This window comes from Brachybacterium sp. FME24 (genome assembly GCF_014897705.1).
In the GTDB taxonomy this organism is placed as follows: Bacteria; Actinomycetota; Actinomycetes; order Actinomycetales; family Dermabacteraceae; genus Brachybacterium.
This window is the reverse complement of sequence record NZ_JABUXV010000016.1, coordinates 75,461-100,679: the sequence shown is the minus strand read 5'-3', so window position 1 is coordinate 100,679 and position 25,219 is coordinate 75,461. Positions and strand designations below refer to the sequence as shown.

24 protein-coding genes and 1 pseudogene are annotated in these 25,219 nt (G+C 70.5%); 18 read left to right on the top strand and 7 right to left on the bottom strand.

Translation table 11 applies throughout. From position 1 onward, the window contains the following. The 5 genes and pseudogenes from INT51_RS22400 to INT51_RS17100 form a co-directional block, all read left to right on the top strand. A pseudogene (locus tag INT51_RS22400) lies at positions 1 to 380 on the top strand (hypothetical protein); the annotation flags it as partial. Then, positions 377 to 1,729, top strand: a complete 1,353-nt coding sequence (locus INT51_RS17115) for an FtsX-like permease family protein (RefSeq protein WP_193106543.1) — start codon at positions 377 to 379, stop codon at positions 1,727 to 1,729. The pseudogene INT51_RS22400 and the gene INT51_RS17115, both read left to right, overlap by 4 nt. Before the next feature lie 113 nt (positions 1,730 to 1,842). After that, positions 1,843 to 2,745, top strand: a complete 903-nt coding sequence (locus INT51_RS17110; protein ID WP_193106542.1) for an ABC transporter ATP-binding protein — start codon at positions 1,843 to 1,845, stop codon at positions 2,743 to 2,745. Beyond that, positions 2,742 to 4,073 (top strand): FtsX-like permease family protein, encoded by a 1,332-nt coding sequence (locus INT51_RS17105; RefSeq protein WP_193106541.1) that lies wholly within the window; start codon positions 2,742 to 2,744, stop codon positions 4,071 to 4,073. The genes INT51_RS17110 and INT51_RS17105 overlap by 4 nt, the downstream gene beginning before the upstream one ends. 123 nt (positions 4,074 to 4,196) lie before the next feature. After that, a complete protein-coding gene (locus tag INT51_RS17100) occupies positions 4,197 to 4,523 on the top strand; it encodes a rhodanese-like domain-containing protein (RefSeq protein ID WP_193106540.1) in 327 nt (108 codons plus the stop codon). 114 nt (positions 4,524 to 4,637) lie between these two features. Here INT51_RS17100 and INT51_RS17095 read toward each other — a convergent pair whose 3' ends face one another. Next, on the bottom strand, positions 4,638 to 5,408 hold the full coding sequence (locus tag INT51_RS17095) for a CPBP family intramembrane glutamic endopeptidase (protein WP_193106539.1): 771 nt from the start codon (positions 5,406 to 5,408) through the stop codon (positions 4,638 to 4,640). Between the two features lie 161 nt (positions 5,409 to 5,569). Between INT51_RS17095 and INT51_RS17090 the strand changes: the two genes are divergently transcribed. Beyond that, on the top strand, positions 5,570 to 6,295 hold the full coding sequence (locus tag INT51_RS17090) for an SDR family oxidoreductase (protein ID WP_193106538.1): 726 nt from the start codon (positions 5,570 to 5,572) through the stop codon (positions 6,293 to 6,295). A gap of 66 nt (positions 6,296 to 6,361) precedes the next feature. On the opposite strand, the gene INT51_RS17085 is transcribed toward INT51_RS17090, so the two are convergent. The 4 genes from INT51_RS17085 to INT51_RS17070 form a co-directional block, all read right to left on the bottom strand. After that, on the bottom strand, positions 6,362 to 7,051 hold the full coding sequence (locus tag INT51_RS17085; protein ID WP_304502230.1) for a DNA-3-methyladenine glycosylase: 690 nt from the start codon (positions 7,049 to 7,051) through the stop codon (positions 6,362 to 6,364). Then, a complete protein-coding gene (locus INT51_RS17080) occupies positions 7,048 to 7,416 on the bottom strand; it encodes a metal-sensitive transcriptional regulator (protein WP_193106537.1) in 369 nt (122 codons plus the stop codon). Before INT51_RS17080 ends, INT51_RS17085 begins: the two co-directional genes overlap by 4 nt. Beyond that, a complete protein-coding gene (gene purB / locus INT51_RS17075; RefSeq protein ID WP_193106536.1) occupies positions 7,416 to 8,843 on the bottom strand; it encodes an adenylosuccinate lyase in 1,428 nt (475 codons plus the stop codon). The genes INT51_RS17080 and purB overlap by 1 nt, the downstream gene beginning before the upstream one ends. An 85-nt stretch (positions 8,844 to 8,928) precedes the next feature. Continuing rightward, positions 8,929 to 9,342 (bottom strand): phage holin family protein, encoded by a 414-nt coding sequence (locus tag INT51_RS17070; RefSeq protein WP_193106535.1) that lies wholly within the window; start codon positions 9,340 to 9,342, stop codon positions 8,929 to 8,931. A gap of 64 nt (positions 9,343 to 9,406) precedes the next feature. Between INT51_RS17070 and INT51_RS17065 the strand changes: the two genes are divergently transcribed. Both INT51_RS17065 and INT51_RS17060 read left to right on the top strand, forming a co-directional pair. Then, complete coding sequence (locus tag INT51_RS17065; RefSeq protein WP_193106534.1) at positions 9,407 to 10,276, top strand: alpha/beta fold hydrolase; 870 nt, start codon at positions 9,407 to 9,409, stop codon at positions 10,274 to 10,276. 37 nt (positions 10,277 to 10,313) lie between these two features. Continuing rightward, positions 10,314 to 11,432, top strand: a complete 1,119-nt coding sequence (locus tag INT51_RS17060; protein ID WP_193106533.1) for a histidinol-phosphate transaminase — start codon at positions 10,314 to 10,316, stop codon at positions 11,430 to 11,432. Here INT51_RS17060 and INT51_RS17055 read toward each other — a convergent pair. Further along, positions 11,395 to 11,943, bottom strand: a complete 549-nt coding sequence (locus INT51_RS17055; protein ID WP_193106532.1) for an RDD family protein — start codon at positions 11,941 to 11,943, stop codon at positions 11,395 to 11,397. The genes INT51_RS17060 and INT51_RS17055 overlap by 38 nt on opposite strands. Before the next feature lie 175 nt (positions 11,944 to 12,118). On the opposite strand from INT51_RS17055, the gene INT51_RS17050 reads away from it, so the two are divergent. After that, positions 12,119 to 13,447: a nitrate/nitrite transporter gene (locus INT51_RS17050; protein ID WP_193106531.1), complete on the top strand. Its 1,329-nt coding sequence runs from the start codon at positions 12,119 to 12,121 to the stop codon at positions 13,445 to 13,447. A gap of 148 nt (positions 13,448 to 13,595) precedes the next feature. Next, entirely contained in the window at positions 13,596 to 14,885 is a 1,290-nt protein-coding gene (locus INT51_RS17045) for a Gfo/Idh/MocA family protein (protein WP_193106530.1), read from the top strand. A 10-nt stretch (positions 14,886 to 14,895) separates the two neighbouring features. Here INT51_RS17045 and INT51_RS17040 read toward each other — a convergent pair whose 3' ends face one another. Further along, a complete protein-coding gene (locus INT51_RS17040) occupies positions 14,896 to 15,927 on the bottom strand; it encodes a CPBP family intramembrane glutamic endopeptidase (protein WP_193106529.1) in 1,032 nt (343 codons plus the stop codon). 325 nt (positions 15,928 to 16,252) lie between these two features. On the opposite strand from INT51_RS17040, the gene INT51_RS17035 reads away from it, so the two are divergent. The 8 genes from INT51_RS17035 (at position 16,253) to INT51_RS17000 (ending at position 25,199) form a co-directional block, all read left to right on the top strand. Beyond that, on the top strand, positions 16,253 to 17,548 hold the full coding sequence (locus INT51_RS17035) for a sugar ABC transporter substrate-binding protein (protein WP_193106528.1): 1,296 nt from the start codon (positions 16,253 to 16,255) through the stop codon (positions 17,546 to 17,548). After that, complete coding sequence (locus INT51_RS17030; RefSeq protein WP_193106527.1) at positions 17,545 to 18,519, top strand: carbohydrate ABC transporter permease; 975 nt, start codon at positions 17,545 to 17,547, stop codon at positions 18,517 to 18,519. The genes INT51_RS17035 and INT51_RS17030 overlap by 4 nt, the downstream gene beginning before the upstream one ends. Beyond that, entirely contained in the window at positions 18,516 to 19,343 is an 828-nt protein-coding gene (locus INT51_RS17025; protein WP_193106526.1) for a carbohydrate ABC transporter permease, read from the top strand. Before INT51_RS17030 ends, INT51_RS17025 begins: the two co-directional genes overlap by 4 nt. 2 nt (positions 19,344 to 19,345) lie before the next feature. Next, positions 19,346 to 20,839 carry a glycoside hydrolase family 3 N-terminal domain-containing protein gene (locus INT51_RS17020; RefSeq protein ID WP_226985848.1) on the top strand — a complete coding sequence of 498 codons (1,494 nt, stop codon included), beginning with the start codon at positions 19,346 to 19,348 and terminating at the stop codon, positions 20,837 to 20,839. Then, a complete protein-coding gene (locus INT51_RS17015; protein WP_193106524.1) occupies positions 20,839 to 22,056 on the top strand; it encodes an anhydro-N-acetylmuramic acid kinase in 1,218 nt (405 codons plus the stop codon). The genes INT51_RS17020 and INT51_RS17015 overlap by 1 nt, the downstream gene beginning before the upstream one ends. Further along, positions 22,053 to 22,913: a MurR/RpiR family transcriptional regulator gene (locus INT51_RS17010; protein WP_193106523.1), complete on the top strand. Its 861-nt coding sequence runs from the start codon at positions 22,053 to 22,055 to the stop codon at positions 22,911 to 22,913. Before INT51_RS17015 ends, INT51_RS17010 begins: the two co-directional genes overlap by 4 nt. 103 nt (positions 22,914 to 23,016) lie before the next feature. Further along, complete coding sequence (locus tag INT51_RS17005) at positions 23,017 to 24,219, top strand: thiamine pyrophosphate-dependent dehydrogenase E1 component subunit alpha (protein ID WP_193106522.1); 1,203 nt, start codon at positions 23,017 to 23,019, stop codon at positions 24,217 to 24,219. After that, on the top strand, positions 24,216 to 25,199 hold the full coding sequence (locus tag INT51_RS17000) for an alpha-ketoacid dehydrogenase subunit beta (protein WP_193106521.1): 984 nt from the start codon (positions 24,216 to 24,218) through the stop codon (positions 25,197 to 25,199). The genes INT51_RS17005 and INT51_RS17000 overlap by 4 nt, the downstream gene beginning before the upstream one ends. Positions 25,200 to 25,219: the final 20 nt, after the last annotated feature.

Genomic DNA, 25,219 nt, shown 5'->3' with positions numbered 1-25,219 from the left:
CTTCCCCAGCAGCAGATGCTGGATTCAGCGTGTCCAAGAACCGGGGTCAGGCCCCGCCCACCGGCGCCCTGGACCAGACCACCGGTCAGTCCGTGCTCGATATTCTCGTGGAGTCCTGCCGCGACTCCGGTGCCAGCCTGGTGATGGTCACCCACGACGCGAAGGTCGCCGCGGTCTGTCGCCGCACCGTCGCCATGAGTGATGGCCGTATCGCTCAGGAGTTCGTGCGCCCCGACGCGCAGACGACTCATTTCGCACAGCCCGCACAGGCCGCACAGGCCACTCAGTCTGCCCAGCCCGCTCAGCCCGCTCAGCCCGCTCATACCGCTCAGCCCGCTCATACCGCGCAGGTCGCGCAGGATCCGACGGTGACGCGATGAACGCGCTGCTGTCCACCGCCCCGCTTCTGCTGCGTCGACGCGGTGCGCTGGCGGACATCCTGCCGGTCATCGCCTTCGCCGCGGCGACCGCGATCACCGCGACCGTCGTCGGGGGAGCCGCCGCATTCGTCGGTCGCCTGCCCACGGAGAGCGCCGCGTCCACGACCGGCGAGGCATCGCTCATGCCGTTCCTCGTGATCTGCGCGCTCATCGCTTCGGTGCTGCTGGTGCCCAGCGCTGTCGGGCTCGGCGGGTCGGCAGCCCGGCTATCCCTGGCCCGCCGCGAGAAGGACCTGGCCACGATGCGTCTGGTCGGTGGCACCAGCGGCCAGGTCGGCTCGGTCGCCGTGCTCGACGTCACCGCGCAGGCGCTGCTCGGCGCGCTTCTGGGCCTCGGCGCCCATGTCGCCGTCACCCCGGCGCTGACCCAACTCGACTTCGGGATCACCCCGTTCACGCTGTCGGATCTGCTCATGCCGTGGTGGGCCTACCCGCTGCTGGTGATTGCTCTCGTGCTGATCGCCGCTGGCTCTGCCACCGTGTCCCTGGCAGGGGTGGTCCTGAGCCCCCTGGGGGTTGCCCGCGACTCCCGTGTGGTGCGCATGTCGGTGCTCCGGCTGATCGTCTGGGCCGCCATAATCGTCGGGTTCATCATCTTCATGCAGGTGGGCGGCATGGTTCTGGGGGACGCCGGCGGCGGAATGCTGGCGATCGCGATCATGGTGCTGTTCGTGGCCGCCATCGTCGCCGGGATCAACATCGTGGGCCCGTTCTTCGTCTGGATCACGGCGCGCGCTCTTGCCAAGATCGCCCCGACACCGTCGCTGATGGTGGGCGCACGCCGCCTCGCCGGAGACCCTCGCGCTGGCTGGCGGGCCGTCTCAGGTATCACCTTCGCGCTGGTCATCGCCGGTTTCCTGACCATGATGGCGACAATGGGTGAGGCCTCGAATCCGGAGGAGACGATGATGTTCACTGCCATGAACACCGGTGGCCTGCTCACCCTGGGGATCGCCGCGGTGCTCGCTGCGGTCAGCACGGGGGTCGTGCAGACAGCCCGGGTCATCGACCAGGCCCCCCGGCTGCGGGCTCAACACATCGCGGGCGCCGAGGTGGGCCAGCTGCACTGGGCCCGGCTCGCCGAGATCACGATCCCGGTGGGGCTGAGCTCGATCATCGCTACGGGCACCGCGCTGCTGGTGCTGACGACGGTCCTCGGCGGAGCCCCGAGCGATCCGATGATGGCCGTGCAGTTCCTGGCGTCCGTGCTCGGCGCGTACGCGCTCGTGATCCTCGCTGTGCTGGTGGGCTCGCCGCTGGTGAAGCGATACGCGATGCGCGCCGCCTGAGCGAACGTTCCCGGCCCACCCGGTGCCCGTCCGACCACGGTCTGACATCAACGGGGGGAAATCGATCCCGGGGCCGATGCGCGTCCGGGGGTATTCGGACGATTCTGGGACGTATGAACACCGCTCCGCTCGCGTCCTCCGCCCCGACGGGCCCGTCGGCCCCGACCACCTCTTCTGCGCCGTCGGCCCCGACGACCTACTCCGCAACTACCTCGGACGTCCCCGTCCAGCCGGCCGCCGCTCCTGCACCGGTCGGCGCTGCTCAGCCCTCCGCCCTGCATCCCGCCCCGGTGCTCTCGGGCCGGCGCCTGGTTATGACCTACGGCCCCCAAGGCACTGCGACCCATGCCCTGGACGGCGTGGACCTCGACATCGCCCGGGCTGATTCCCTGGCCGTGATGGGCCCGTCCGGTTGCGGCAAGACCACCCTGCTGCACGTCCTCGCGGGGATCCTGCGCCCCACCGCCGGCACCGTGCTGCATGACGGCACCGACCTCGCTGCCCTTCCGGACCGCACCCGCACCCGCCTGCGTCGCAGCGACTTCGGGTTCGTCTTCCAGGACGGTCAGCTGTTGCCCGAGCTCACTGCGGTCGAGAACGTGATCCTGCCGCGCATGCTCGGCGGCGTCTCCCGCCGCACCGCCACTGCTGAGGCCCGCTCCTGGCTGGACCGCCTCGGCCTGCAGGGGATGCATGAGCGTCGTCCCACCCAGCTCTCCGGCGGCCAGGCGCAGCGGGTGTCGATCGCCCGCGCCCTGGCTGGTCGCCCGTCGGTGGTCTTCGCCGACGAGCCCACCGGCGCTCTCGACCAGACCACCGGCCAGTCCGTTCTCGAGATCCTGGTGGAGTCCTGCCGCGACTCCGGCGCCAGCCTGGTGATGGTCACCCACGATACGAAGGTCGCCGCGATCTGCCGCCGCACGGTCGCCATGCGCGACGGCCGCATCGCCCAGGAGTTCGTGCGTCCCGACGCGCAGAACGCTCAGGCCACGCAGGATGCGGCGGTGACCCGATGAACGCGCTGCTGGCCACCGCGCCCCTGCTGCTGCGCCGCCGCGGCGCCCTGGCAGACATCCTCCCCGTCATCGCCTTCACCGCCGCCACCGCGATCACCGCGACCGTCGTCGGCGGGGCCGCCGCCTTCGCCGCTCGCACCCCGTCCGGAGGGACGCCCATGACGGGCGAGGCCTCGATCATGCGGTTCCTGCTGATCTTCGCAGTGTTCGCCTCGGCGCTGCTGGTCCCCAGCGCCGTGGGGCTGGGCGGATCGGCGGCCCGCCTGTCCCTCGCCCGCCGCGAGCAGGACCTCGCCACGATGCGCCTGGTGGGTGGCACCGGCGGCCAGGTCGGCTCGGTGGCCGTGCTCGACGTCGCCGCGCAGTCGCTGCTCGGGGCGGTCCTCGGCCTGGGGGCGCACCTGGCGGTGACCCCTGCGCTGGCCCGGCTCGACTTCGGCATCACCCCCTTCACCGTCGCGGAGCTGCTGCTGCCGTGGTGGGTGTACCCGCTGCTGGTGGTCGCCCTGGTGCTGATCGCTGCGGGGTCTGCCGCGGTATCGCTGGCCGGAGTGGTCCTCAGCCCGCTGGGAGTCGCCCGTGGCTCCCGGGTGGTGCGCCTGTCCGTCGTCCGCCTGGTGATCTGGGCAGTCCTGATCGTGGGCTTCATGATCTTCATGAACATGGGCGGTGTGCTGCTGGGCTCGGTCGGGGTCGCGATCATGATCCTGTTCATCGGGGCGATCGTTGCCGGGATCAACGTGGTGGGACCCTTCATCGTCTGGGTCACCGCACTCGTCCTCGCCAAGATCGCCCCGACGCCCTCGCTGCTGGTGGGCGCACGCCGCCTCGCCGGAGACCCCCGGGCCGGGTGGCGAGCCGTCGCAGGTATCACCTTCGCGCTGGTCATCGCCGGTTTCCTGACCATAATCGCGACCCTGGGGGAGGCCTCCAGCCCCGAGGACGCGATGATGTTCACCGCCATGACCACCGGCGGCCTGCTCACCCTGGGGATCGCCGCGGTGCTCGCCGCGGTCAGCACCGGCGTCGTCCAGACCGCCCGGGTCATCGACCAGGCCCCGCGGCTGCGCGCCCAGCACATCGCCGGCGCCGAGGTGGGCCAGCTGCATCGTGCCCGCCTCGCCGAGATCGCCGTCCCCGTCGGTCTCAGCTCGATCATCGCCACGGGCACCGCACTCCTGGTGCTGACGACGGTCTTCGGCGCCCCGAGCGATCCGATGGCGGCCGTGCAGTACCTCGCGTCCGTGCTCGGCGCGTACGCGCTCGTGATCCTTGCCGTGCTGGTGGGCTCGCCGCTGGTGAAGCGATACGCGATGCGCGCCGCCTGAGCAATGCACGCTGCTGAGCAGCGCAGGCCGGACAGACCGGCTCCGAGAACGCGAGCGGCCGACCCCTTCCCGGGCCGGCCGCTCGTCCTCGCACCAGGCCCGCGCGGCAACTAGGCTGGAGCCATGAATCTCGAGTCTGTCGCCCCGAACGCCGTCCCCGAGGGTGCGCATCTGATCGATGTGCGCGAGCAGTCCGAATGGGACGCGGGCCATGCGCCCACCGCCCAGCACCTGCCGGCGAGCATCTTGCTGGAGAGCCTCGACAAGCTCCCCGAGGACGATGCCGACCTCTACATCGTCTGCCGCACTGGTGGTCGCAGCTTCCAGGTTTCACAGTGGCTGAATGCGAACGGCTTCGATGCGATCAACGTCGCCGGTGGGATGGACATGTGGTTCGAGTCCGGCCTGCCGCTCGAATCTGAGGGCGAGGGCGAGGCCTTCATTCTCTGATCGGCTCTGACCGACGTCTCTTCACCGCAGGCCGACGACTTCTGATAGCAGTCGGCGGTCCGCTGTCCTCGAGCCGCAGTCCTCTGACCACTCGGCGCGTGAGCACCTCACCGCTCAGGTGGCGATGAAGTCCTTCAGCAGGGCGTAGCCCACGAAGGCGAACACGTCGATCAGGGTGTGCGCGACCACCAGCGGCATCGTGCGTCGCGTGCGGCGGTAGAGCTCGCCGAACACCAGGCCCATCGCGAGATTCGCGAGGCCCGGGCCCACCCCCTGGTACGTGTGATAGGCGCCGCGCAGCACCGCGGAAACGACGATGATCTTCCGGCCCGACCAGCCCAGCCGCTCCAGCCGCTGGTAGAGGTAACCGACGACGATGACCTCTTCGAGCACCGCGTTCTTCAGCGCGTGCAGCACGAGCACGGGCACCGTCCACCAGTGGGTGTCCAACGCCGCAGGGATCACCTCGACGGTCGCCCCGATCGCGCGGCCGACGTAGTACACCGCCAGCCCGGGCAGCCCGATCCCGGCCGTGATCGCCACCCCCCAGGCCAGGTCCTTTCCGAGCCGGCCGACGTCCAGTCCCAGGTCCTTCAAGGCCTGCGCGAGTGAACCGGCGGTGAGCGCGAGCAACAGCACCACGAGCACGACGGGGACCAGCGCGAACGCGATCGAGAGCAGCTGGTAGAAGAGATCCAGCCACGGGTTCTCGCGGATCGATTCGTTCAGCGACGTCGACTGGGTGGACAGCGGCCCCGCGGCGAGGGCCTGCACCAGCGCGATCAGCGAATACACGGCGCTGCGCCCCAGGGAGAGGGCGAGGACGACGATCACCTCGACCCGCACCCAGGTCCTGCTCGGAGTCACGGTCTGCACGTCGTCCATGATCGCACCGCCGAGGCGGCCTGCGACGGCCCGAAGCGGTCCGAGCCCCGCCCAGAAACGGTCATAGCGCTGTCCAGGGTCCTTCGTGGCAGTCCCCCCGATGCACTCGTCAGCACACTCTTCAGCACACTGCGCAACCCACTCCGTGACAGACTCAGAGCATGACTGATCCTTCGCAGAACCAGGCCGCCACCAGCGGATCCCGTCCCGCCGTGCTGATCACCGGGGCCAATCGGGGGATCGGCCGCGCCGTCGCCGACGAGCTCGCCACGGACCACCACCTCATCCTGGGCGGTCGCGACGAGCAGGCGCTCGCCGAGCTCGCCGCGCAGTTCCCCTCGGCCGAGACCTTCGTCGCCGAGCTCACTGACTACGAGAACGTCGCCCACGCCGTGAACGGCCTCGACCTCTCAGGCGGCCTCGCCGGCGTCGTCCATTCCGCGGGGATCCTCGCCAACGGCACCGTCGAGGAGTCCGCACCGCAGCAGTGGTCACAGTCCTTCGAGATCAATGTGGTGGCCGTCGCCGAGCTGACCCGACTGCTGCTGCCTGCTCTGCGCGCCGCGGGCGGCACCGTGGTGATGATCAATTCCGGCTCCGGAATCAATGCCGTGCGCACCCGCGGGGCGTACAGCGCCTCGAAGTTCGCGATGCGCGGCCTCGCCGATTCGCTGCGGGCCGAGGAACGGGACCACGGCGTGCGGGTCACCTCGATCCATCCGGGCCGTGTGGCCACGGACATGCAGCGTGAGCTGCGCTCCTATGAGGGCGGCGAGTACGAGGAGGAGAACTATCTGCAGCCCACGTCGGTCGCCGCCACCGTGGGGCTCGCGCTGCGCCTCCCGGCGGACGCATCCCTCGACTCGGTCTCGATCCGACCCCGCTGAGGTGCTGAGTCGCTGGCCGCTGACTGCTGAGCCGCTGACCACTGACGGATCAGCCGCTGACCGTGCTCAGCGGTTCAGCGCACCGGGTCCGGAGACGGTCAGGTCCCCGGCGATCCGGTACCGCCACGGGTAGAGCTCGGGATGCGAGGCCTCCTCGCGCAGGCCGATGCGCGGCCCCACCGCCAGGTGCGGATGCGGCATGAAGGGCTCCTCGCCCGGCCGCTCGCCGTCGGCCCGGTCGACGGGATCCAGGCGTCCCCGCAGGTGCATGCCGCTGTTCTGTTCGCACAGGTCCAGCCCGTCGTCCTCGAAGGTGATCCCGCAGGCCACGGTGGCCCGCCCCGGGCCCCGCGCCAGATCCCGCTCGGTGCGGCACACCCCGCCCGCGCGGCGGCGGGAAAAGGCCAGGTCGGTCCCGTCGATGATCTCGCCGGCCCGGATCAGGCACCCGGTGCCCGTGCCCTCCGTGTCGGCGACGATGTTCATGCACGAATGCAGCCCCATGTGCCGGTACACGTACAGATGCCCCGGCTCGCCGAACATGGTGGCATTGCGAGCGGTGGGCCCCCGGTAGGCGTGCGAACCGGGATCCTCCGCGCCGACGTACGCCTCGACCTCGGTGATCCGCAGCGCGACGCCGCGGCCGACGAGCACGCAGCCCAGCAGCAGCGGGCCCAGCTCGAGCACGGGCCGGTCGAAGAACGTCCGGGGCAGCGGCAGCGACTCCGGCGGCGAGGCGCCCAGGTCCGAACTCACTTCATGAGCCGCTTGACGGCGCCCATGATCTCGTCCATCTTGCGGTCCAGCTCCTCACGGTCGCCCGAGGTCGCGGCGTCGTGCACGCAGTGATGGATGTGGTCGTCGACCAGGCCGAGGGCCACCGATTCGAGGGCCTTGGTGACCGCGGAGATCTGGGTCAGCACGTCGATGCAGTAGGTGTCGTCCTCCACCATGCGATGGACTCCGCGCACCTGACCCTCGATGAGCTTCAGGCGGCGCAAGTACGGCGACTTCTTCCCCTGGTATCCGGGATCGCCGTGCGTGCCGTGGTCACCGGGCTGCGCGGGTGGCACCGGGGGTGCGCTGTCCGCGGCGCCGAGGTCGCCGTCGTCGGTGCTCATCACGCCTGAGCCCCGTGGTCGGCATCGTCCAGGTGAGTCACCAGGCCGGCGGCATAGCCGGTGTAGCTGTGCGGGCTCAGCGCCAACAGGCGCTCACGCTCGGCGTCCGGCAGGCCGAGGCCCCCGATGAACTCGCGCATCCCGTCACCGGTCACGCGGTGGCCACGGGTGAGATCCTTCAGCCGTTCGTAGGGGTTGTCCATACCGGTCGCACCCTGCACGCCGAGGGTGCGCATCACGGATTGCACGGCCTCGCCGAGCACCTCCCAGTTGCCCTCGAGGTCCGCGGCCATCGCGTCGGCATCGACATCCAGGCCCGCCAGGCCGCGTCGCAGGTTCGAGATCGCCAGCAGCGAGTGGCCCAGCGCCGGCCCCACGTTGCGCTGGGTGGTGGAGTCGGTGAGGTCGCGCTGCAGGCGCGAGGTGACCAGCGTCTGGCCGAGCGAATCCAGCAGCGCTCCGGAGATCTCGAGGTTCGCCTCGGCGTTCTCGAAGCGGATGGGGTTGACCTTGTGGGGCATCGTCGAGGAGCCGGTGCCGCCCTGGGCCGAGAGCCGCTGACGGAAGTAGCCCATCGAGATGTAGGTCCAGATGTCGGTGGCCAGGTTGTGCAGGATGCGGCCGGCGCGGGCGATGTCCGCATACACCTCGGCCTGCCAGTCGTGGGACTCGATCTGGGTGGTCAGCGGATTCCAGGTGAGACCGAGGTGCTCGACGAAGGTGCGCGAGACCTGCTCCCAATCGGCCGAGGGCACGGCGACGGCGTGGGCGGCGTAGGTGCCGGTGGCGCCGTTGATCTTGCCGAGGATCTCGTCGGCCGCGATCCGACGGGCCTGGCGGCGCAGCCGGTGCGCGAAGACTGCCATCTCCTTGCCGAGCGTGGTCGGGGTGGCGGGCTGGCCGTGGGTGCGCGAGAGCATCGGCACCTCTGCGGTGGTGCGCGCGAGGGAGGTGAGGTCGTCGATCACCTCGCCGAGAGCGGGCAGCCACACCTGCTTCACGGCGCCCTGGATCATCAGCGCGTAGGAGAGGTTGTTGACGTCCTCGCTGGTGCAGTAGATGTGCACCACCTCGGCCAGCGGCTCGAGGCTGGTGCCGGCCAGGCGACGCTTGATGTAGTACTCGATCGCCTTGACGTCGTGGACGGTCTCACGCTCGATCTCGGCGTGCTCGGCGATCCCCTCGGCGCCGAAGTCCTCGGGGATGGCACGCAGCAGGGCCCGCTCACCCTCGGTGAGGGTGCGCAGCTCCGGGATGACCTCGGTATCGAGCAGATGGATCATCCACTCGGTCTCCACCACCAGGCGGGCGCGATTCAGGGCGGCCTCCGAGAGGTGGTCGACCAGGGGAGCGGCCTGCGCGCGATAGCGGCCGTCGAGGGGGGTCAGGGCGATCGGCGGCGTGATGTCCGCGAAGGAATGAGCCATGGTCCCATTCTCCCAGAATCTTCAGGCGGCGCGGGGAGGGCGTCTCAGCGCCGCCGCGCGCGGACCGGACCGGTGACCGCCGGGCTCAGTCGCGGACCTCGTAGCGGCGGTCCCCGCGGTTCTCGCCGAGACCCGTGATCGCTTCGACGATCGCCGAGAGGATGCCGATGATCACGCCGGCCAGCAGCGCCCACCAGAAGGTGTCGAACTCCAGGGTCAGTCCGAGCATTCCGGAGATCCAGCTGGTCAGCAGCAGCATCAGCGTGTTGATGACGAGCTGGAACAGCCCGAGGGTCACGCAGGTGATGGGGAAGGTGAGGAACGACAGGATCGGTCGGACGATCGTGTTGATCAGTGCCAGGATCACCGCGATCGCGGCGATGGTGAGGACCTGGGTGAGCAGGGCGGAGCTGTCGTCGCCCAGATGCATTCCGGGCAGGATCAGGGCAGTGACCCACAGCGCGAGGCCGGTGACGATGACGTGTCCGAGAAGTCGCATGCCCCCATCATTCCAGCCGGTCGTCGCCGGCGCACGGGGGAAAACCTCATGGCAGGATCGGTGCATGTCGCCGTCGCAGCCCCGCTCCTCCACGTCCCGGACTGCTGACACCCTCCGCACGGCCGACGGGCGCTGCCTGCGCACGATCGTCCGCGGTGACGGTCCTGATCTGGTGGTGCTCGAGGCCGGCCTCGGGGCCACCGCCGCCGGCTGGGGAGGCGTGCTGGACCACCTGCCGCCGGGCGTGCGCACGGTGGCCTATGACCGGGCGGGCTACGGGACGAGCGATCCGGCGCCCGGCCCGCGGGATCTCGCCCGCCTGGTCCAGGACCTGATGGCTGTGGTCGCCGCGCACCGGCATGAGCGCCTCGTCCTGGTGGGCCACAGCTGGGGCGGTCCGATCGTGCGGCTCGCCGCCGCGATGCTCCGGGACCGCGGCGCGACGTCGATCGGGATGGTGCTGGTGGACCCCACCGATGAGCTGGCCGACCTGTACTTCACCCGTACGGTGCACGTCACGACCCGTGCCCAGGGCGTGATCCTGCCTGCGCTCGCTCGGCTGGGACTGCTCGGTCCGCTGCAGCGCGCCGCGGCGCCTGACCTGCCCGAGCCCTTCCGGACCGAGTTCATCGCCGCCGTCTCGACGCCGGAGTACGCGAAGGTGGTGCGCGCAGAATCCGCCCACCTCATCCAGGGTCTGAGGGGGCTGCGCCTCGACCCGCCCGAGAGCGCGGACGTCCCGACGACGGTCCTGTCCGGTCGACTTCCCGAGGGACTCGGACGTCGACGGCGCGAGGAGCTCACCGCCGCGCACCGCGGCCGGGCCACGAGTCAGGAGAGGGGCCGGTTCGTCGCCGCGGAACGCTCGGGGCACCTGATTCCCGTGTCCGAGCCGGAGCTCGTGGTGCAGGAGATCGTCCGGCTGCTGTCCTGAGGGAGGGGCCTGACGGGGATCGGCCTACCCTGAGGGCATGTCCTCCCCGTCCGACTCAGACCGGTATCCCGAACCCACCGAGTCCATTCGACTGCGCCCCACTCTCGATGACCTGCCCGCGTACGTCGCCGGCAGGCCGGCCGTCGACGACGGGCAGCGCCGCTTCAAGGCGTCGTCGAACGAGTCCCCGTTCCCTCCGGTGGCAGCGGTGCGCGAGGCCGTCGTCGCCACGCTCGAAGGGTCCCACCGGTATCCCGACGCCGCCGCCCTGGAGCTGCGTGCCGAACTCGGCGCCCGCCACGGCGTGGACCCGTCGCAGATCGCGCTGTCGACCGGGTCGGTCGCCGTCACCGGTGACCTCGTGCGAGCCGTCGTCGGCGAAGGGGATGAGGTCATCTACCCCTGGCGCTCCTTCGAGGCCTATCCGATCCTTGTCGGGTCCCATGGCGGCGTCAGCGTGCAGGTGCCGCTGACCGATGAGCTCGAGTACGACCTCGAGGCGATGGCCGCCGCGATCACCGAGCGCACGCGTCTGATCATCCTGTGCACTCCGAACAATCCCACCGGTGCCTCGCTGTCCACGACTCAGATCGAGGAGTTCCTCGGCCGCGTCCCGGCGGAGGTGGTGGTCGCGATCGATGAGGCCTACCGAGAGTTCCACGACCCGGCCACGGTCGCCGGCACCGCCGGGATCTTCCGGCGTCATGGCAACGTGGTGCTGCTGCGCACCTTCTCCAAGCTGCAGGGCCTGGCCGGCCTGCGCATCGGCTACGCCGTCGCGCATCCTCGGCTCGCTCGCGCCCTCAGCCAGGTCACCGTGCCCTTCGGGGCCAGCATGCCCGCCCAGGCCGCGGCGCTCGCGAGCCTGGGGGTCGACGTGCGCGAGGAGCTCGCCCGGCGCGCCGAATGGATCCGCACCGAGCGCTCCCGGGTGCTGGCCGCGCTCGCCGCTCAGGGCTGGACGATGCCCTCCGCCCACGGCAACTTCGTGTACTTCCCGGTGCGGGAGCGCAGCTCGGAGTTCGTGGCCTTCGCCGATGAGCGTGGTCTGGTGCTGCGCGGCTACGGCACCGACGGGGTGCGCGCCACCATCGCCGAGCAGGAGGCCAACGACCTTCTCATCGAGATCGCGGGGCAGTGGCGGGAACGGGGATGACGACGCTGCCGGCGGCGAGGTCGTGCGGACCGCGTCCGCTGCCGCGCAGGCACATCACGGCGAAGACCGCGATCGTGGCGTAGGTGAGGACCGCGGCCGAGCAGGTCACCGGCTCACGCTTCTCGAAGCCGCCCCAGGCCGCTCCGACCCCGGTCACGTGCGCGAGCTGCCAGGGCACGAAGATCTTCACCGTGTTCCGCAGCAGGGCGCGCGACGCCGAGAGCGGAGTGCCGCTCGCGTCCGAATCCTCGCGGCGGTCCTCGACGACCTGCAGGCCACGACGGTGCTTGCCCCAGGTCGCCCGCCTGTCGCCGGATTCGGCCCGCGTGGCGATCACCGTGGCGATCGCGGGCGGCACCGCACTGATGGCGTACGCGTAGCCCCGGTGCGAGGCGAGGTCGGTCAGCAGATTCACGCTCGCTCCCAGCGGCAGCATCGCCGCCGCGATCCCCAGGTACCCGGAGCTGTCCAGGAGGTACCCGGCGAGACGACCTCTCGCGAGGGGGTGCATGAACCCATCGAAGCACCGCGGCGCAGTCCTGGCAACCGTCTTCGGTCGCGGGACCGCCGTCCCCTGAGCGGCGGCGACGGTGACAAGCGACGGACATCATGGCGGCCGCGGCGTTCCGCGCGGGTAGCCTCGTGCAGGCGGAAGAACACGGCTCGAGCTGGGAAGCAGGATGATCATGGGCGCCCGCGCCGTCGACACCAGGGGTCTCGGGGGAGCGCCCGCCCACATCGTCTGGATCGCCGCAGTGCTGGCGTACTCCGTCGCCGTCATGCAGCGCACCACGATGGGCGTCGCCGGCCTCGAGGCTGCCGATCGCTTCGGCGCGTCGGCCACCATCGTCTCCACCTTCGTGGTGCTCCAACTGCTCGTCTACGCCCTCGCCCAGGTGCCCGCCGGCCTGCTCCTGGACCGCTACGGATCCCGCGTGACGCTGACGATCGGCGCGATCCTCATGGCCCTGGGCCAATTGCTGCTCGCCCAGACGGACACCATCGCGGTCGCGATGCTCGCCCGCATCATCGTCGGCGCGGGCGACGCACTCACCTTCTCCAGCGCCATCCGCCTGGTCCCGGCGTGGTTCCCGAGCAAGCGGGTCCCGGTGCTCACCCAGCTCACCGGCATCCTCGGCCAGGTCGGCCAGATCGCCTCGGCCGTTCCCTTCGTGGCCATCCTGTCCACCGCCGGCTGGGGCACCGCCTTCTCGGCGGCCGCGAGCCTCAGCGCCTGCGCGGCTCTGCTCGTGGTGCTCCTCGTGCGGGCGACGCCGCCCGGGGTCGCCCGGCCCCGCACCACGCAGAATCTCGCGAAGATCCCGCTGGTGCTCGGTCGGATCGTGAAGCACCCCGCCACGCAGCTGGGCTTCTTCACGCACTACACGGCCGGGTTCACCGGTATCGCCTTCTCGATGATGTGGGGCTACCCGTATCTCACCGCCGGGGAGGGGCTCAGCCGCCCGGCAGCCTCGGCGATCATGACAGTGCTGGTGGTGGTCTCCATCGTCGGCGGTCCGGTGATCGGCGCCCTGACCCAGCGGCACCCGCTGCGCCGCTCGACCCTCGTGCTGCTGATCCTGGCCACGATCGTGGTGCCGCTGGTGGCCCTGGTGCTGTGGCCCGGGCCCGCTCCGATATGGCTGCTCATCGTGCTGGTCTCCGGCTTCTCCATCGGGGGTCCCGCGAGCACCATCGGCTTCGATTTCCCCCGCACGAATCTCGCGCGGCACCGGCTGGGCACCGCGACCGGCGTGGTCCTCATGGGCGGTTTCCTCGGCGGCCTGATCTCGATCCTGCTGATCGGCATGGTGCTGGACCTGATGCGGCCCGACGGGAACTACGATCTCGCTTCCTTCCGCCTCGCGTTCGCCGTGCAGATCCCCATGCTGGCGATCGGCGTGGTCGGCATGCTCGTCACCCGGCGCAGGCTGCGACGCCGGATGGCCACGGTCGGACAGGTCGTGCCTCCGTGGCGCGATGTCTGGCGCAACGGTCGCTGGCGCCGCCTGTGATCGGCCGGGCGTCCGCAGATTCCGGGGCACCTGCACCGGGCTCCTGACGCGGCCGCGGCGCGGCGTCCCAGAAGTCCCTGAGACGGGTTGCCGCCGTCGTTCACCGTGACGTAGCGTTCCCCCCGATACTTTATTTCAAGGAGGAACTATGTCGTTCACGCTGGGCATCGTCGGGATCGGGCAGTTCGGATCGCACTTCGCGGAGCTGTTCGCCGCTCACCCCGAGATCGACGCGCTCTACGCCGTCGACTCCGTCCCCGAACGGATCGACGCGGTGGAGGCCCGCGGCGTGCGCTTCGCCGGTCGCTTCGACACCTTCGAGGAACTGCTCGCCTCCGACGTCGACGCCGTCGCGATCTTCACCCAGCGCTGGACCCACGGCGAGCACGCCCTGGCCGCCCTGCGCGCCGGCAAGCACGTCTACTCCGCGGTGCCGATGGCGATCCACGAAGAGGAGATCCGCCAGATCACCGAAGAGGTGCAGCGCACGGGCCTGGTCTACATGATGGGCGAGACCAGCCAGTACAACGCTGCTGTGGTGCTGGCCCGCCGCATCCACCGCTCCGGCGCCTTCGGCGAGGTGTTCTATGCCGAGGGCGACTACGTCCACGACATGGACCTGGGCTTCTACGACGCCTACAAGTACTCCGGCGGCGACGCCTGGAAGTCCACCGCCTCCTACCCGCCGCTGCTGTACCCCACGCACTCCATCGGCGGCATCCTCGGCGTGCTGGACAACCACGCGGTCTCGGTCTCGGCGCTGGGCCGGCCGGACACCCGTGGGGACGGCGTCTTCGACAAGGACGTCTCGATGTTCGGCAACGACGTCTCCAATGCCTTCGCCCTGTTCGGCATGGACAACGGCGGCGCCTTCCGCACCAACGAGCTGCGCCGCGTCGGCTACCCCAGCCACAAGCGCGAGTCCCGCTTCCGCTTCTTCGGGGAGGAGTCCTCCTTCGAGGAGACCATCGACGTCACCTACTGGCACGACAAGAAGCGCGTGCTCGAGGTGACCGACCTGATCGCCACCGATCGGACCATGGGCCTGGACGACCCGCGGCTCGCGGACGTCTCGCCGACGCTGCGCGAGGCCTTCGTCGCCGGCGCCGCCCGCTCCCATCACCAGGCGCGCCTGCCCAAGGAGTTCCAGGGCATGCCCAACGGTCACGAGGGCGCTCACCACTTCCTGGTCGACGACTTCGCGCGCGCCGTCGCGGACGGTCTCCAGCCCGCGGTCAACGCCTGGCAGGCCGCCCGCTACACCCTCCCCGGCGTCATCGCCCATCAGTCGATGAACCAGGCGGGTGAGCGCCTGGCCATCAATGACCTGGGCGATTGCCCGCTGCCGGTGCAGGATCTCGACGCGGACCAGGAGCCGCTGGACCTCGAGGAGCTCTACGCCGAGCAGGAGGCCCGCAAGGAGACCGCTGCCGAGTGAGGCGAGCGGGTCAGCTCGCGTCCTGCGGGCGCTTGCGCGGCATGACCAGGAACGCCACGGCGGCGGTGAGGACGATTCCGATGAGGCCCAGCGGGGTGTCGAGGAACCAGTTCAGCTCCGCCGCCGTGTCGCTCGTGGCGACCACGCTGATCGCGAGGCCCATGGTCGAGTTGAGTGCCGAGTGGGCGAAAGCGGCGGGGATCGGGTTGCCGCCGGCTCGCTCGGTGATCGCGCTGAAGAGATAGTTCAGGGCGATGCAGGCGGGGATGAACATGGCCACGGCCGCCCAGCGGGGCTGCCCGGTGTAGTTGTGACCGATGAGGGTGACCGGCAGGTGCCACAGCGACCAGATCGCACCGCCCAGCACGATCGCGGGCCAGGGTCCGAGCGGTGCCAGCTCCCGCCGCAGCCAGCCGCGCCATCCGATCTCCTCGCCGAGGGCGGGCACGACGGACAGCAGCAGTCCGATCGCGGTGACGGCCAGGACGAGGACGACCGCCGCGGCGACGGGGAGCTCGGCTCCCGACTCGGTCATGGTGCGGGAGATCTCGGTGGCCCAGGCGCTTCCGGTGAGGTCGCCGGGCACCCCGCGCAGCACCATGATCAGGGCAGTGGCGAGATTGATCGCGAGCATGAGGATCGTCGCCAGCGGCGCCCACAGCAGGATCCGCCTCCACCTCCCGCGGAACCGCAGGCCCACCGCGTCCCGCCAGGAGGTGCGATCCACGAGCTTGGCGACCACGACGGAGGCGATCGTCGGCGCGAACATGCCGGCGCCGATCACGAGCGCGTACAGCGGATGGGTGATGCCTCCCTCGAGCATCCAGAAGGGGGCCGCGCAGAGCGCGAACAGGCCGTAGGCCACGGCGCAGAAGATGATCACACTGCGCCAGGAGACGCCGCGGCCTCCGGCAGGAGCGGCGGCCGATGCGGCCGGTGCGGAGGCCGACTGCTGTGAGGTCGACGGGGACGCTCCGGGCGCGGCCCCTGCGTGCGAGGGGGGTGCAGGAACGGGGGCGGGGCGAGGGGGCTGGGTGGTCATGTCTCCACGGTCGGCCCATCGGCGCTGCTGGTCAACGCAGGGGGAAGAGGTCTAGACCTTGGTCCGCCGGATGTCGGCGTGGGTGGGGGTGAGGCATCGACTCCGGTCGAGGGCGCCGCCGCCATGCATCCGGGGCCGAGCTCGACCGGCCGGGTCCGCCGAGTTCGACAAGGGGGTTCTGCAACGGTTCGGGCGCCGCGCGGACCACGGGGTGGCAAGCTGCCGCAGAAGTGGTAACTTCACTCATGTTGTGCACCGGAATGAAGTTTTCTCACACGCGGTGCGCAGGATCGGGCCGGGCCCACGAATCGACGAAGGAGTCACCATGATCGCTCGACGCAAGGTCCTCGCCGCAGGTGCGGCTGGATCGGCCGCACTCGCCCTCGCTGCGTGCAGCGGGGACTCCGGAGGCGGGGACGGCGGGGTGGTCGACGGCAGCGGCAAGACCATCACCATGTGGCTGATGGAGGGCACCAACGCCAGCGCCGATACGTACATCGAGGAGCTCAAGGCGGCCTTCACCGAGGCGACCGGCGCCACTCTCGACGTCCAGGTGCAGCCCTGGGACGGCGCTCACGACAAATTCGTGACCGCGATGGCCGGGGGCACCGGCCCCGACGTGGCCGAGGTCGGCACCACCTGGGTCCCGGAGTTCGCCGATGCCGGCGGCCTGGACGACCTCACCGAAGACATCGACGCGGCGGGCCTGGCCGAGGGCATGGTCGAAGGCCTCGTCGAGGCGGGCACCCTGGACGGGGTCATGTACGGCATGCCCTGGTACGCCGGCGTGCGCTCGATCCTGGGCAACAAGGACCTGCTCGACGAGGCCGGCGTCACCACGCAGCCAGAGAGCTGGGACGACCTGTTGACCATGATCACCACGCTGAAGGAGCACAACCCCGACTGGATCCCCTTCCCGATCCCCGGTGCGAGCATCTTCGCCGCAACCCCCTTCATCTGGGGGGCCGGCGGCGAGATCGCCTCCGACGATGGTGGAAGCTGGTCGGCCGCGATCAACGCCCCCGAGGCCGTCGAGGGCCTGTCCTGGTACACCGACCTCGCCCTGAAGCACGGCTCCTCGACAGCCGCCGCCAACACCTGGGTGGAGACCGACGTCCTGGCGGAGTTCCTGCAGGAGAAGGTGCCGATGTTCATCACCGGCTCCTGGGTCCCTGCCACCATCGCCCAGGACAACCCGGAGCTGGCCGAGAAGCTCGTCGCCTTCACGATTCCGGCGAAGGACAGCGCGGTCGCGCCGTCCTTCCTCGGCGGATCCCTCATGTGCCGCTTCCTGGAGACGGAGGAGCCCGAACTCTCCTTCGAGCTCATCAAGCTGGTCACCACCGGCGACTTCGCCACCCGCTGGGCCGAGGAGACCAACTACTTCCCCGGCACGACAGAAGCCATGGAAGAGATCGTCGAGGCCGGTGACGAGCTCACCAAGGTCTTCGCCACCCAGATGCTCGAGGGCGGCAAGTCCGTGCCGGTCACCCCTGCCTGGGGCAAGATCGAGGGTGCGAAGACCATGAACACCCTGGTCTCCTCCGTCCTCGGCGGTGCCGACGTCCAGGAGGCGGCCGATACAGCCGCTGCGGAGATGGACGAGATCTTCGGCGGATGACACAGCTCGACTCCCCGCCCCGGTCCCCGACGGGCGGTGCCGCGCCCCTGGAGCGCCGCACCGTCCCGCTCGGGCGGCGCCTGCGTCGCGCCTCCATGCCCTGGCTGCTGCTCGCCCCGGCCCTGCTCGTCCTGGCGGTGCTGCTGCTGTGGCCGATGCTGCGCGTGCTGAACCTGTCGCTGCAGGATTTCGAACTGCGCAACCTGCTCCGGGGCGAGAGCAACTACATCGGCCTGGACAACTACGTCCAGGTCCTCACCGATCCGTTCCTCTGGAAGACCGTGCTGCCCAACACGGTCGGCTTCGCCCTCGTCTGCGTCGTGCTGACGATGATCGTCGGCACCGTCGTCGCGGTGTTCCTGAACTCCCTGGGTACTGCATGGCGCAGCATCTCCACCACCGCGATCATGGTCGCCTGGGCGGTCCCGGCCCTGACCGGCACCTATATCTTCGTGTGGCTGTTCGACCCGCAGTCCGGCCTGGTGATCTCGACGCTCGACGGGCTCGGGGTGATGGAGCCGGGCAGCTTCAACTGGTTCACCAACCGGTGGACCTTCTACGCGATCGCCACGATCAACGTCGTCTACCACGGCTTCCCCTTCATCGCCGTGACGATGCTGGCCGGGTTGATGACCGTGCCCAAGGAGCTGTACGAAGCGGCCGCGATGGACGGCGCCACCGCCTGGAGCCGGTTCTGGAACGTCACCGTGCCCGCCCTGCGGCCGATCATCGCGGTATGCGTCATCCTCTCGACCATCTGGGACTTCAAGGTGTTCGTGCAGATCTACCTGATGCCCGGCGGGGACGGCTCGACCCGTGAGGTGATGAACCTCGGCGTGTGGTCGTACACCCAGTCCTTCGCCCAGGGGGAGTACGGGATGGGCTCGACCATCGCCGTGCTGCTGACCGCTCTGCTGCTGGTGATCTCCGTGATCTACCTTCGCGTGCTCATGAAGGAGGACGAGCTGTGAACCCTCGAACCCGCGCCGGCACGGCCGGCAGGGCGATCGGCGTCGTCGTCCTGATCTCCCTGAGCCTGTTCCCCTGCTACTGGATGATCTCCACCGCGGTGGACCCGAGCCCGCTCTCGCGCGGTGCGAGCCTGCTGCCCTCGGGCTTCACGCTCGACCACTTCCGCCACGTCCTGGTCGACGCGGGCTTCCTGCGGTACGTGCGGATCTCCGTGATCGTCTCGGTCGGCACCGTGGTGCTCTCCGCGATCGTGGCGCTGCTGGCCGCCGTCGCGGTGGCACGGTTCCGCTTCCGGCTGCGCACCCAGGTGCTGGTGATGGTGCTGATGGTGCAGATGGTCCCGTTGGAGGCCCTGGTGATCCCGCTCTTCCTGCAGGCGCGGAATCTGAGTATGTTGAACTCACTGCTGGGTCTGGTGATCGTGTACCTGAGCTTCTCGCTCCCGTTCGCGATCTGGAACCTGCGGGGATTCGTCGCCGCCGTACCCAAGGAGCTCGAGGAGGCCGCATACATGGACGGTGCCACCTGGCTGCGCATGTTCCGCTCCGTCCTGTTGCCACTGGTCGCCCCGGGTCTGGTCGCCACCAGCGTGTTCTCCTTCATCACCGCCTGGAACGAGTTCATCTTCGCGCTGACGTTCATGCAGGACAGCTCGAAGTACACCGTCGGCGTCGGGCTGCGAACCTTCTTCACCCAGAACTCAGCGGACTGGGGCTCAGTGATGGCGGCCTCGACGGTGATCACCCTTCCCGTGGTGATCTTCTTCGTGCTCGTCCAGCGCAACCTCGCCTCCGGCCTCACGGCCGGGGCGGTGAAGGGCTGATGATGACCACGCCGACGGATGCGCGCCCCACCGGCTGGGACGCCGACGCCCTCGGGGTGCTGATGGCGCCGTTCACCGGCACCGAGCTGCCCGCCTGGACCGGCGAGGCGCTCGACGCCGGCCTGGCCTCGGTGATCCTCTTCGGCCACAACACCCCGGACCCGGAGACCACGGCGCGACTGGCACGCGCCGTGCACGCCCGCGCCGAGGGCTGCGTCGTCGCGATCGACGAGGAGGGCGGGGACGTGACCCGCATCGAGGCGGCGACCGGCTCGCCCCTGCCCACCGCCTGGGCGCTGGGGGAGGTCGACGACATCGAGCTGACCCGCCACGCGGGCCACGCCCTGGGCGACATCCTCGCCGCCTGCGACGTGGACCTCGATCTGGCCCCGGTGGTGGACGTCTCCACCGACCCCGCCAATCCCGTCATCGGCACCCGCGCCTACAGCGACGACCCCGATCGCGTGGCCGCCCACGCCCGGGCCTTCGCCACCGGTCTCATCGAGGCCGGTCTGGGCACCTGCGCGAAGCACTTCCCGGGCCACGGCGCCACCTCCACCGACTCGCACACGGCCCTCCCGCTGATCGACCTGGATCGGGCGGAGTTCGAGCGCGACCACCTCGCTCCCTGGCGGATCGTGCCCTGGCTGGACGCGGTCATGACCGCCCATGTCCTGGTCCCGGTCTTCGGGGAGGGACCGGCCTCGATCTCCCCGTGGGCACGCCCCCTGCTGGACCAGGCCGTCGGCGGCACCTTCCGCGGTCTGCTCATCACCGACGCGCTGGACATGGCGGCCGTGGCCGCCGATCCCGGTTACGGAGAGGCCGTGGTGCGGGCCGTCGAATCCGGCGCGGATCTGCTGTGCCTGGGCACGTCGATCCGCCGTGACGACGAGCAGATGCTGCGCGAGGCCCATGACGCCCTGGTGAGCGCTGTCGACTCCGGCCGACTGCGCCGCGAGGACCTGCGCGCACGGGCAGCGCGCACCCGAGAGAATTGCCGCGCCCTGCGCACCCGACGACGCTTCGTCCCCGCTCCCGAGCTGCAGCAGGTGCTGCGCCGCGCCGAACAGCTCGGTGCCGATGCCGCCGCCCGCGCCGTGCGAGGTACCCACGCCCAGCTCGACCTGCGTCCCGTCACGGTCCTCGATCTGCGGGCCAGCGCCCACCACGCCTCCGGGGCACGCTCCCAGCAGCTCGTCCAGGCCCTGCGTGATCGCGGAGTGCAGGCGGACGTGCCCAGCTACCCGCAGGAGCCCGGCGCGGGAGAGGACACCGGCGCCCCGCAGCTGCTGGCGATCACCCGCCTGCCCCGCAGCGACCGCGAGGAGGGGCAGCGGCTGGCCGACCTGCTGACCCGTCGGCCCGACGTGATCGTGGTCCACGTCGGTGTGCCCGACGCCGCTCCTGACCACCGCCGACTGGTCCTCGCCCACGGGGCCGGGCGCACGATGATGCGCGCGGCCGTGGACCTGATGCTGCAGGGGGACCGCTGATGCGCGTGCTGGGCATGATGTCCGGGACCAGCCTGGACGCGATCGACGTGACCCTGGTGGACATCACCCGTGACCCGGAGGATCCGGGCATCGTCCGCGCGCAGCTCCTCCACGTCGGGGAGGAGCCCTGGCCCGCCAGAACCCGGGAGGCGCTGGTCGCCGCCCTGCCCCCGGCCCCCGCCGACGTCGCGACCTGGAGTCGCCTTCACGCCGCGGCCGGGGATGCCTTCGCCGGCGCCGCCGCCCGCGTGCTCGATCGGCATGGCGGCGCCGACCTGGTGGCGACCCACGGGCAGACCGTGTATCACGACGTCCAGGACGGGCGGGTGCTGAGCACCCTGCAGATCGGCGACGCCGCCCGGATCGTGGAGGCCACCGGGACTCCCGTGATCCACGACCTGCGCAGCGCTGATGTCGCCGCCGGCGGACAGGGAGCTCCCTTGGTGCCGATCCTGGACCAGCTGCTGCTGGGGGCGGACCCGCACCAGCGCACCGCGGTGCTGAACATCGGCGGGATCTCCAACGTCAGCCTGGTCGGCGGGGGGAGCGGCGAGGTGATCGCCGGGGATCTGGGCCCCGGCAACGCTCTGCTCGATGCGGCCGTCCACGCCGCGACCGGCCAGAGCGCCGACCTCGATGGCGCCCGCGCCCGCACCGGCACCGTTGATGTTGGGGCCCTGACGACGCTGCTGGAGGATCCGTTCTACGCTCTCCCGCTGCCGCGCTCCACCGGCCGCGAGCACTTCGACGGCCAGTACGTGCGCCGACTGCTCGGCGCGGAGGCGCACGCCGCCCTCGCCCTGCCCGACCTGCTGGCCACCCTGACCGAACTCACCGCTGTGACCATCTCCCGCGCGATCGCCGCGGTCGAGGCCACCCGGGTGGTCGCCTCCGGCGGCGGCATCCGCAATCCCCTGCTGCGCGAGCGGCTGGCCGCACACCTGGCGCCCGTCCCGCTGCTCGATGCCGACGAGCTCGGCATCCCGGCCGACGGCAAGGAGGCTCTGCTGATCGCCCTGATCGGCTACCTCGGCGCGCACGGCCTGCCCGGCACCCTGACCCGGGCCGACGGCAGCTCCCACACCGGGGCGCGCGCCCCGGTGGTGCTCGGCTCCCTCACGCCGCCCCATGGGGCGCGGCACCTGTCCTCGGCCCCGGCGGATGGGATGCCCGTCGGCCGCCTCGAGATCATGGTGGACCCGGCGGGACAGCGATGACGTCAGCCATCCTGCAGGGGATCCGAGGCCGGCGCGATGACCTCCAGCCCGTGCTGCGACGCATCGCCGACGTGATCCTCGCCGATCCCGTCGCCGCCGGCCGGCTCACCATCGATCAGCTCGCCGACGCCGCCGACTGCGCGCAGTCCTCGGTGGTGAACTTCTCCCGCGAGCTCGACTTCTCCGGGTATCGGGACTTCCGCTCCGCCCTGGTCGAGGAGACGGTGCGGGCCGCCGCCCATGAGGGTGAGCAGGCGATCCCCGGTGACATCGACCCCACGGATCCGCTGGAGACCAATGTCGCCCGGATCGCGGCGGCCGACGCCCGTGCCGTGCGCGACACCGTACGACTGCTGGACCTGGAGGGCCTCGAAGCGGCGGCCGCAGCGCTGAGCTCCTCGCGCCGCATCATCCTCACCGGGATGGGAGCCTCGGGGCTCGCCGCGACCGATCTGCAGTACAAGCTCACGCGGCTGGGCTTCTCCGCTCAGGCGCTGACCAGTGCTCATGACGCGCTGCCCGCAGTGACCGCACTGGGTGAGCAGGATTGCCTGGTGGCGATCTCGGACTCCGGCCGCACCACCGATGTGCTGGACGCCCTCGAGATCGCCGTGCGCAGCGGGGCCCGCACCCTCGCGATCACGGGGGCCCCGGCGAGCCCGCTCGCCCGACGCAGCCACCACGTACTGCTCACCGCCTCCCGGGAACCCTCGTTCCGGGCCGGGGCGACGTCCTCCCGCATCGCGCAGCTGACCATCGCGGACTGCCTGCTCATCGCGATCTCCACCGCGATGCCCGATGCCGGGTCCGAGGCCCTGCAGCGCACCCGCGCCGTGATGGAGAGCCGCCGTCCCTGAGCGGGCCCGCCCGCCCGCGGCGCCGAGGCGACCAAGGCCGCCGACATCCGTGATGACCAGGGAGTCTTTCCACCTTACGGCACCGTAGGTTACGCTCGCCGACGTGAGTGTCTTCGCAACGACGATTCCGTCCGTCGCCGAGCAGGAGCCGTTGATCCAGCTCCTCGCCCCCGACGGCACCAGGACCCCGCACCCCGAGCTGGACGCGGTGATCTCCGCCGCCGCCCCCGGGAGCGACGGGGACGATCTGGCGACCCCCGAGCGCCTGCGCGGCTACTACCGGGACATGGTGATGATCCGCGCCGCGGATCTCGAGGCCACCAGCCTGCAGCGTCAGGGGCAGTTGGGCCTGTGGGCCAGTGCGCTGGGGCAGGAGGCCGCCCAGATCGGTGCCGGCCATGCGTCCCGCGAGCAGGACTATCTCGTGCCCACGTACCGCGAGCACGGGATCGCCTGGGCCCGCGGCATCGAGCCGTGGCGTCTGCTGGAGTCCTTCCGGGGGGTCAGCCATGGGGGCTGGGACCCCAATGAGCTGCGCACCCACCCCTACATGATCGTGCTCGGCTCCCAGGCGCCGCACGCCGTCGGCTACGCGATGGGCCTGCAGCGAGACGGAGTCGTCGGCACCGGGGAGACCGCCACCGACACCGCAGTGCTCGCCCTGTTCGGCGACGGCGCCTCGAGCGAGGGCGAGGTCTCGGAATCCTTCACCTTCGCCGCCTCCTTCCAGGCCCCGGTCGTCTTCTTCACCCAGAACAACCAGTGGGCGATCTCGGTGCCCGCCTCGGTGCAGTCCCGAGTGCCGCTCGCGCAGCGTTCCCGCGGCTGGGGGATCCCCTCGGTGCGGGTGGACGGCAATGACGTGCTCGCCGTGCTCGGCGCGGTGCGCGCAGCCCTCGATGCCGCCCGTGCGGGGGAGGGCCCGCAGTTCATCGAGGCCGTCACCTACCGCATGGCCGCGCACACCACCAGCGATGACGCCTCCCGCTACCGTCCCGCCGTCGAGGAGCAGGAGTGGGGCGAGAAGGATCCGATCCTGCGCCTGCGCCGCCACCTCGAGCAGCTCGGGGAGATCGACGAGGCGTTCATCGTCCGCTGCGACGAGGAGGCCCACGAGCTCGCGATGGAGCTGCACCACCACATCCACGGCATGGAGGACCCGGACCCCGTGGGCATGTTCACCCACGCCTACGCCGAGCCCCATCCGATCGTCGAGGCCGAGCGCGAGCAGTATCTGGAGTACATCGCCCAGTTCGAGGACGAGAACGAGAACGACAAGGCCGAGCAGAGGGGGGAGCAGGCATGAGCAGCACCAATCTCCCGATCGCGAAGGCGATCACCGCCGGACTGCGCGACGCGCTGCGTGCGGACGACAAGGTCCTGCTGATGGGCGAGGACATCGGGGTGCTCGGCGGCGTCTTCCGCGTCACCGACGGCCTGCACTCCGAGTTCGGCTCCCAGCGCGTGGTGGATACCCCGCTCGCGGAGGCCGGCATCGTGGGCACCTCCGTGGGCCTCGCCGTGCGCGGTTACCGACCCGTGGTCGAGATCCAGTTCGACGGGTTCGTGTTCCCGGCGTTCAACCAGATCACCACCCAGGTCGCGAAGATGCACAACCGTACGGCCGGTGCCGTGCACATGCCGATCGTGATCCGCATTCCCCACGGCGGCGGCATCGGGGCGATCGAGCACCACTCCGAGAGCCCGGAGGCGCTGTTCGCCCACACCGCGGGCCTGCGGATCCTGGCCCCCTCGAACGCGCAGGACGCCTACTGGATGACCCGCCAGGCCATCGAGTGCGAGGACCCGGTCATCCTGTTCGAGCCCAAGAAGCGGTACTGGGTCAAGGGCGATGTGGACCCCGATCACCGCCCGGAGCTCTCCCCGTGGCAGGCGGAGGTCGTGCGGTCCGGGACCGACGCGACGCTGCTTGCCTGGGGACCGAGCATGCCGCTGGCGCTCGAGAGCGCGCAGGCCGCTGCCGCGGACGGGATCGACCTCGAGGTCATCGACGCCCGCTCGCTGTCCCCGATCGACTTTCCGACCATCGCCGCCTCGGTCCAGCGCACCGGGCGTCTGCTGATCATGCATGAGGCACCGGTGCTCGGAGGGCTCGGAGGCGAGATCGCGGCCCGCATCTCCGAGCAGTGCTTCTATCACCTGGAGGCGCCCGTGATGCGGGTGGGCGGGTACCACCTCCCGTACCCGCCGGCGCGCATGGAGCACGCCTACCTCCCCGACCTCGACCGGGTGCTGGACGGCGTGGACCGCCTGCTCGCACACTGACCGCCACGCCCTCTGCGTGA

Excerpts from the sequence above, each read along its gene's own strand:
- INT51_RS17115 (WP_193106543.1), top strand. The coding sequence starts at position 377 with ATGAACGCGCTGCTGTCCACCGCCCCGCTTCTGCTGCGTCGACGCGGT.
- INT51_RS17110 (WP_193106542.1), top strand. The coding sequence starts at position 1,843 with ATGAACACCGCTCCGCTCGCGTCCTCCGCCCCGACGGGCCCGTCGGCC.
- INT51_RS17105 (WP_193106541.1), top strand. The coding sequence starts at position 2,742 with ATGAACGCGCTGCTGGCCACCGCGCCCCTGCTGCTGCGCCGCCGCGGC.
- INT51_RS17100 (WP_193106540.1), top strand. The coding sequence starts at position 4,197 with ATGAATCTCGAGTCTGTCGCCCCGAACGCCGTCCCCGAGGGTGCGCAT.
- INT51_RS17095 (WP_193106539.1), bottom strand. The coding sequence starts at position 5,408 with ATGGACGACGTGCAGACCGTGACTCCGAGCAGGACCTGGGTGCGGGTC.
- INT51_RS17090 (WP_193106538.1), top strand. The coding sequence starts at position 5,570 with ATGACTGATCCTTCGCAGAACCAGGCCGCCACCAGCGGATCCCGTCCC.
- INT51_RS17080 (WP_193106537.1), bottom strand. The coding sequence starts at position 7,416 with ATGAGCACCGACGACGGCGACCTCGGCGCCGCGGACAGCGCACCCCCG.
- purB (WP_193106536.1), bottom strand. The coding sequence starts at position 8,843 with ATGGCTCATTCCTTCGCGGACATCACGCCGCCGATCGCCCTGACCCCC.
- INT51_RS17070 (WP_193106535.1), bottom strand. The coding sequence starts at position 9,342 with ATGCGACTTCTCGGACACGTCATCGTCACCGGCCTCGCGCTGTGGGTC.
- INT51_RS17065 (WP_193106534.1), top strand. The coding sequence starts at position 9,407 with ATGTCGCCGTCGCAGCCCCGCTCCTCCACGTCCCGGACTGCTGACACC.
- INT51_RS17060 (WP_193106533.1), top strand. The coding sequence starts at position 10,314 with ATGTCCTCCCCGTCCGACTCAGACCGGTATCCCGAACCCACCGAGTCC.
- INT51_RS17055 (WP_193106532.1), bottom strand. The coding sequence starts at position 11,943 with ATGCACCCCCTCGCGAGAGGTCGTCTCGCCGGGTACCTCCTGGACAGC.
- INT51_RS17050 (WP_193106531.1), top strand. The coding sequence starts at position 12,119 with ATGGGCGCCCGCGCCGTCGACACCAGGGGTCTCGGGGGAGCGCCCGCC.
- INT51_RS17045 (WP_193106530.1), top strand. The coding sequence starts at position 13,596 with ATGTCGTTCACGCTGGGCATCGTCGGGATCGGGCAGTTCGGATCGCAC.
- INT51_RS17040 (WP_193106529.1), bottom strand. The coding sequence starts at position 15,927 with ATGACCACCCAGCCCCCTCGCCCCGCCCCCGTTCCTGCACCCCCCTCG.
- INT51_RS17035 (WP_193106528.1), top strand. The coding sequence starts at position 16,253 with ATGATCGCTCGACGCAAGGTCCTCGCCGCAGGTGCGGCTGGATCGGCC.
- INT51_RS17030 (WP_193106527.1), top strand. The coding sequence starts at position 17,545 with ATGACACAGCTCGACTCCCCGCCCCGGTCCCCGACGGGCGGTGCCGCG.
- INT51_RS17020 (WP_226985848.1), top strand. The coding sequence starts at position 19,346 with ATGACCACGCCGACGGATGCGCGCCCCACCGGCTGGGACGCCGACGCC.
- INT51_RS17015 (WP_193106524.1), top strand. The coding sequence starts at position 20,839 with ATGCGCGTGCTGGGCATGATGTCCGGGACCAGCCTGGACGCGATCGAC.
- INT51_RS17010 (WP_193106523.1), top strand. The coding sequence starts at position 22,053 with ATGACGTCAGCCATCCTGCAGGGGATCCGAGGCCGGCGCGATGACCTC.
- INT51_RS17000 (WP_193106521.1), top strand. The coding sequence starts at position 24,216 with ATGAGCAGCACCAATCTCCCGATCGCGAAGGCGATCACCGCCGGACTG.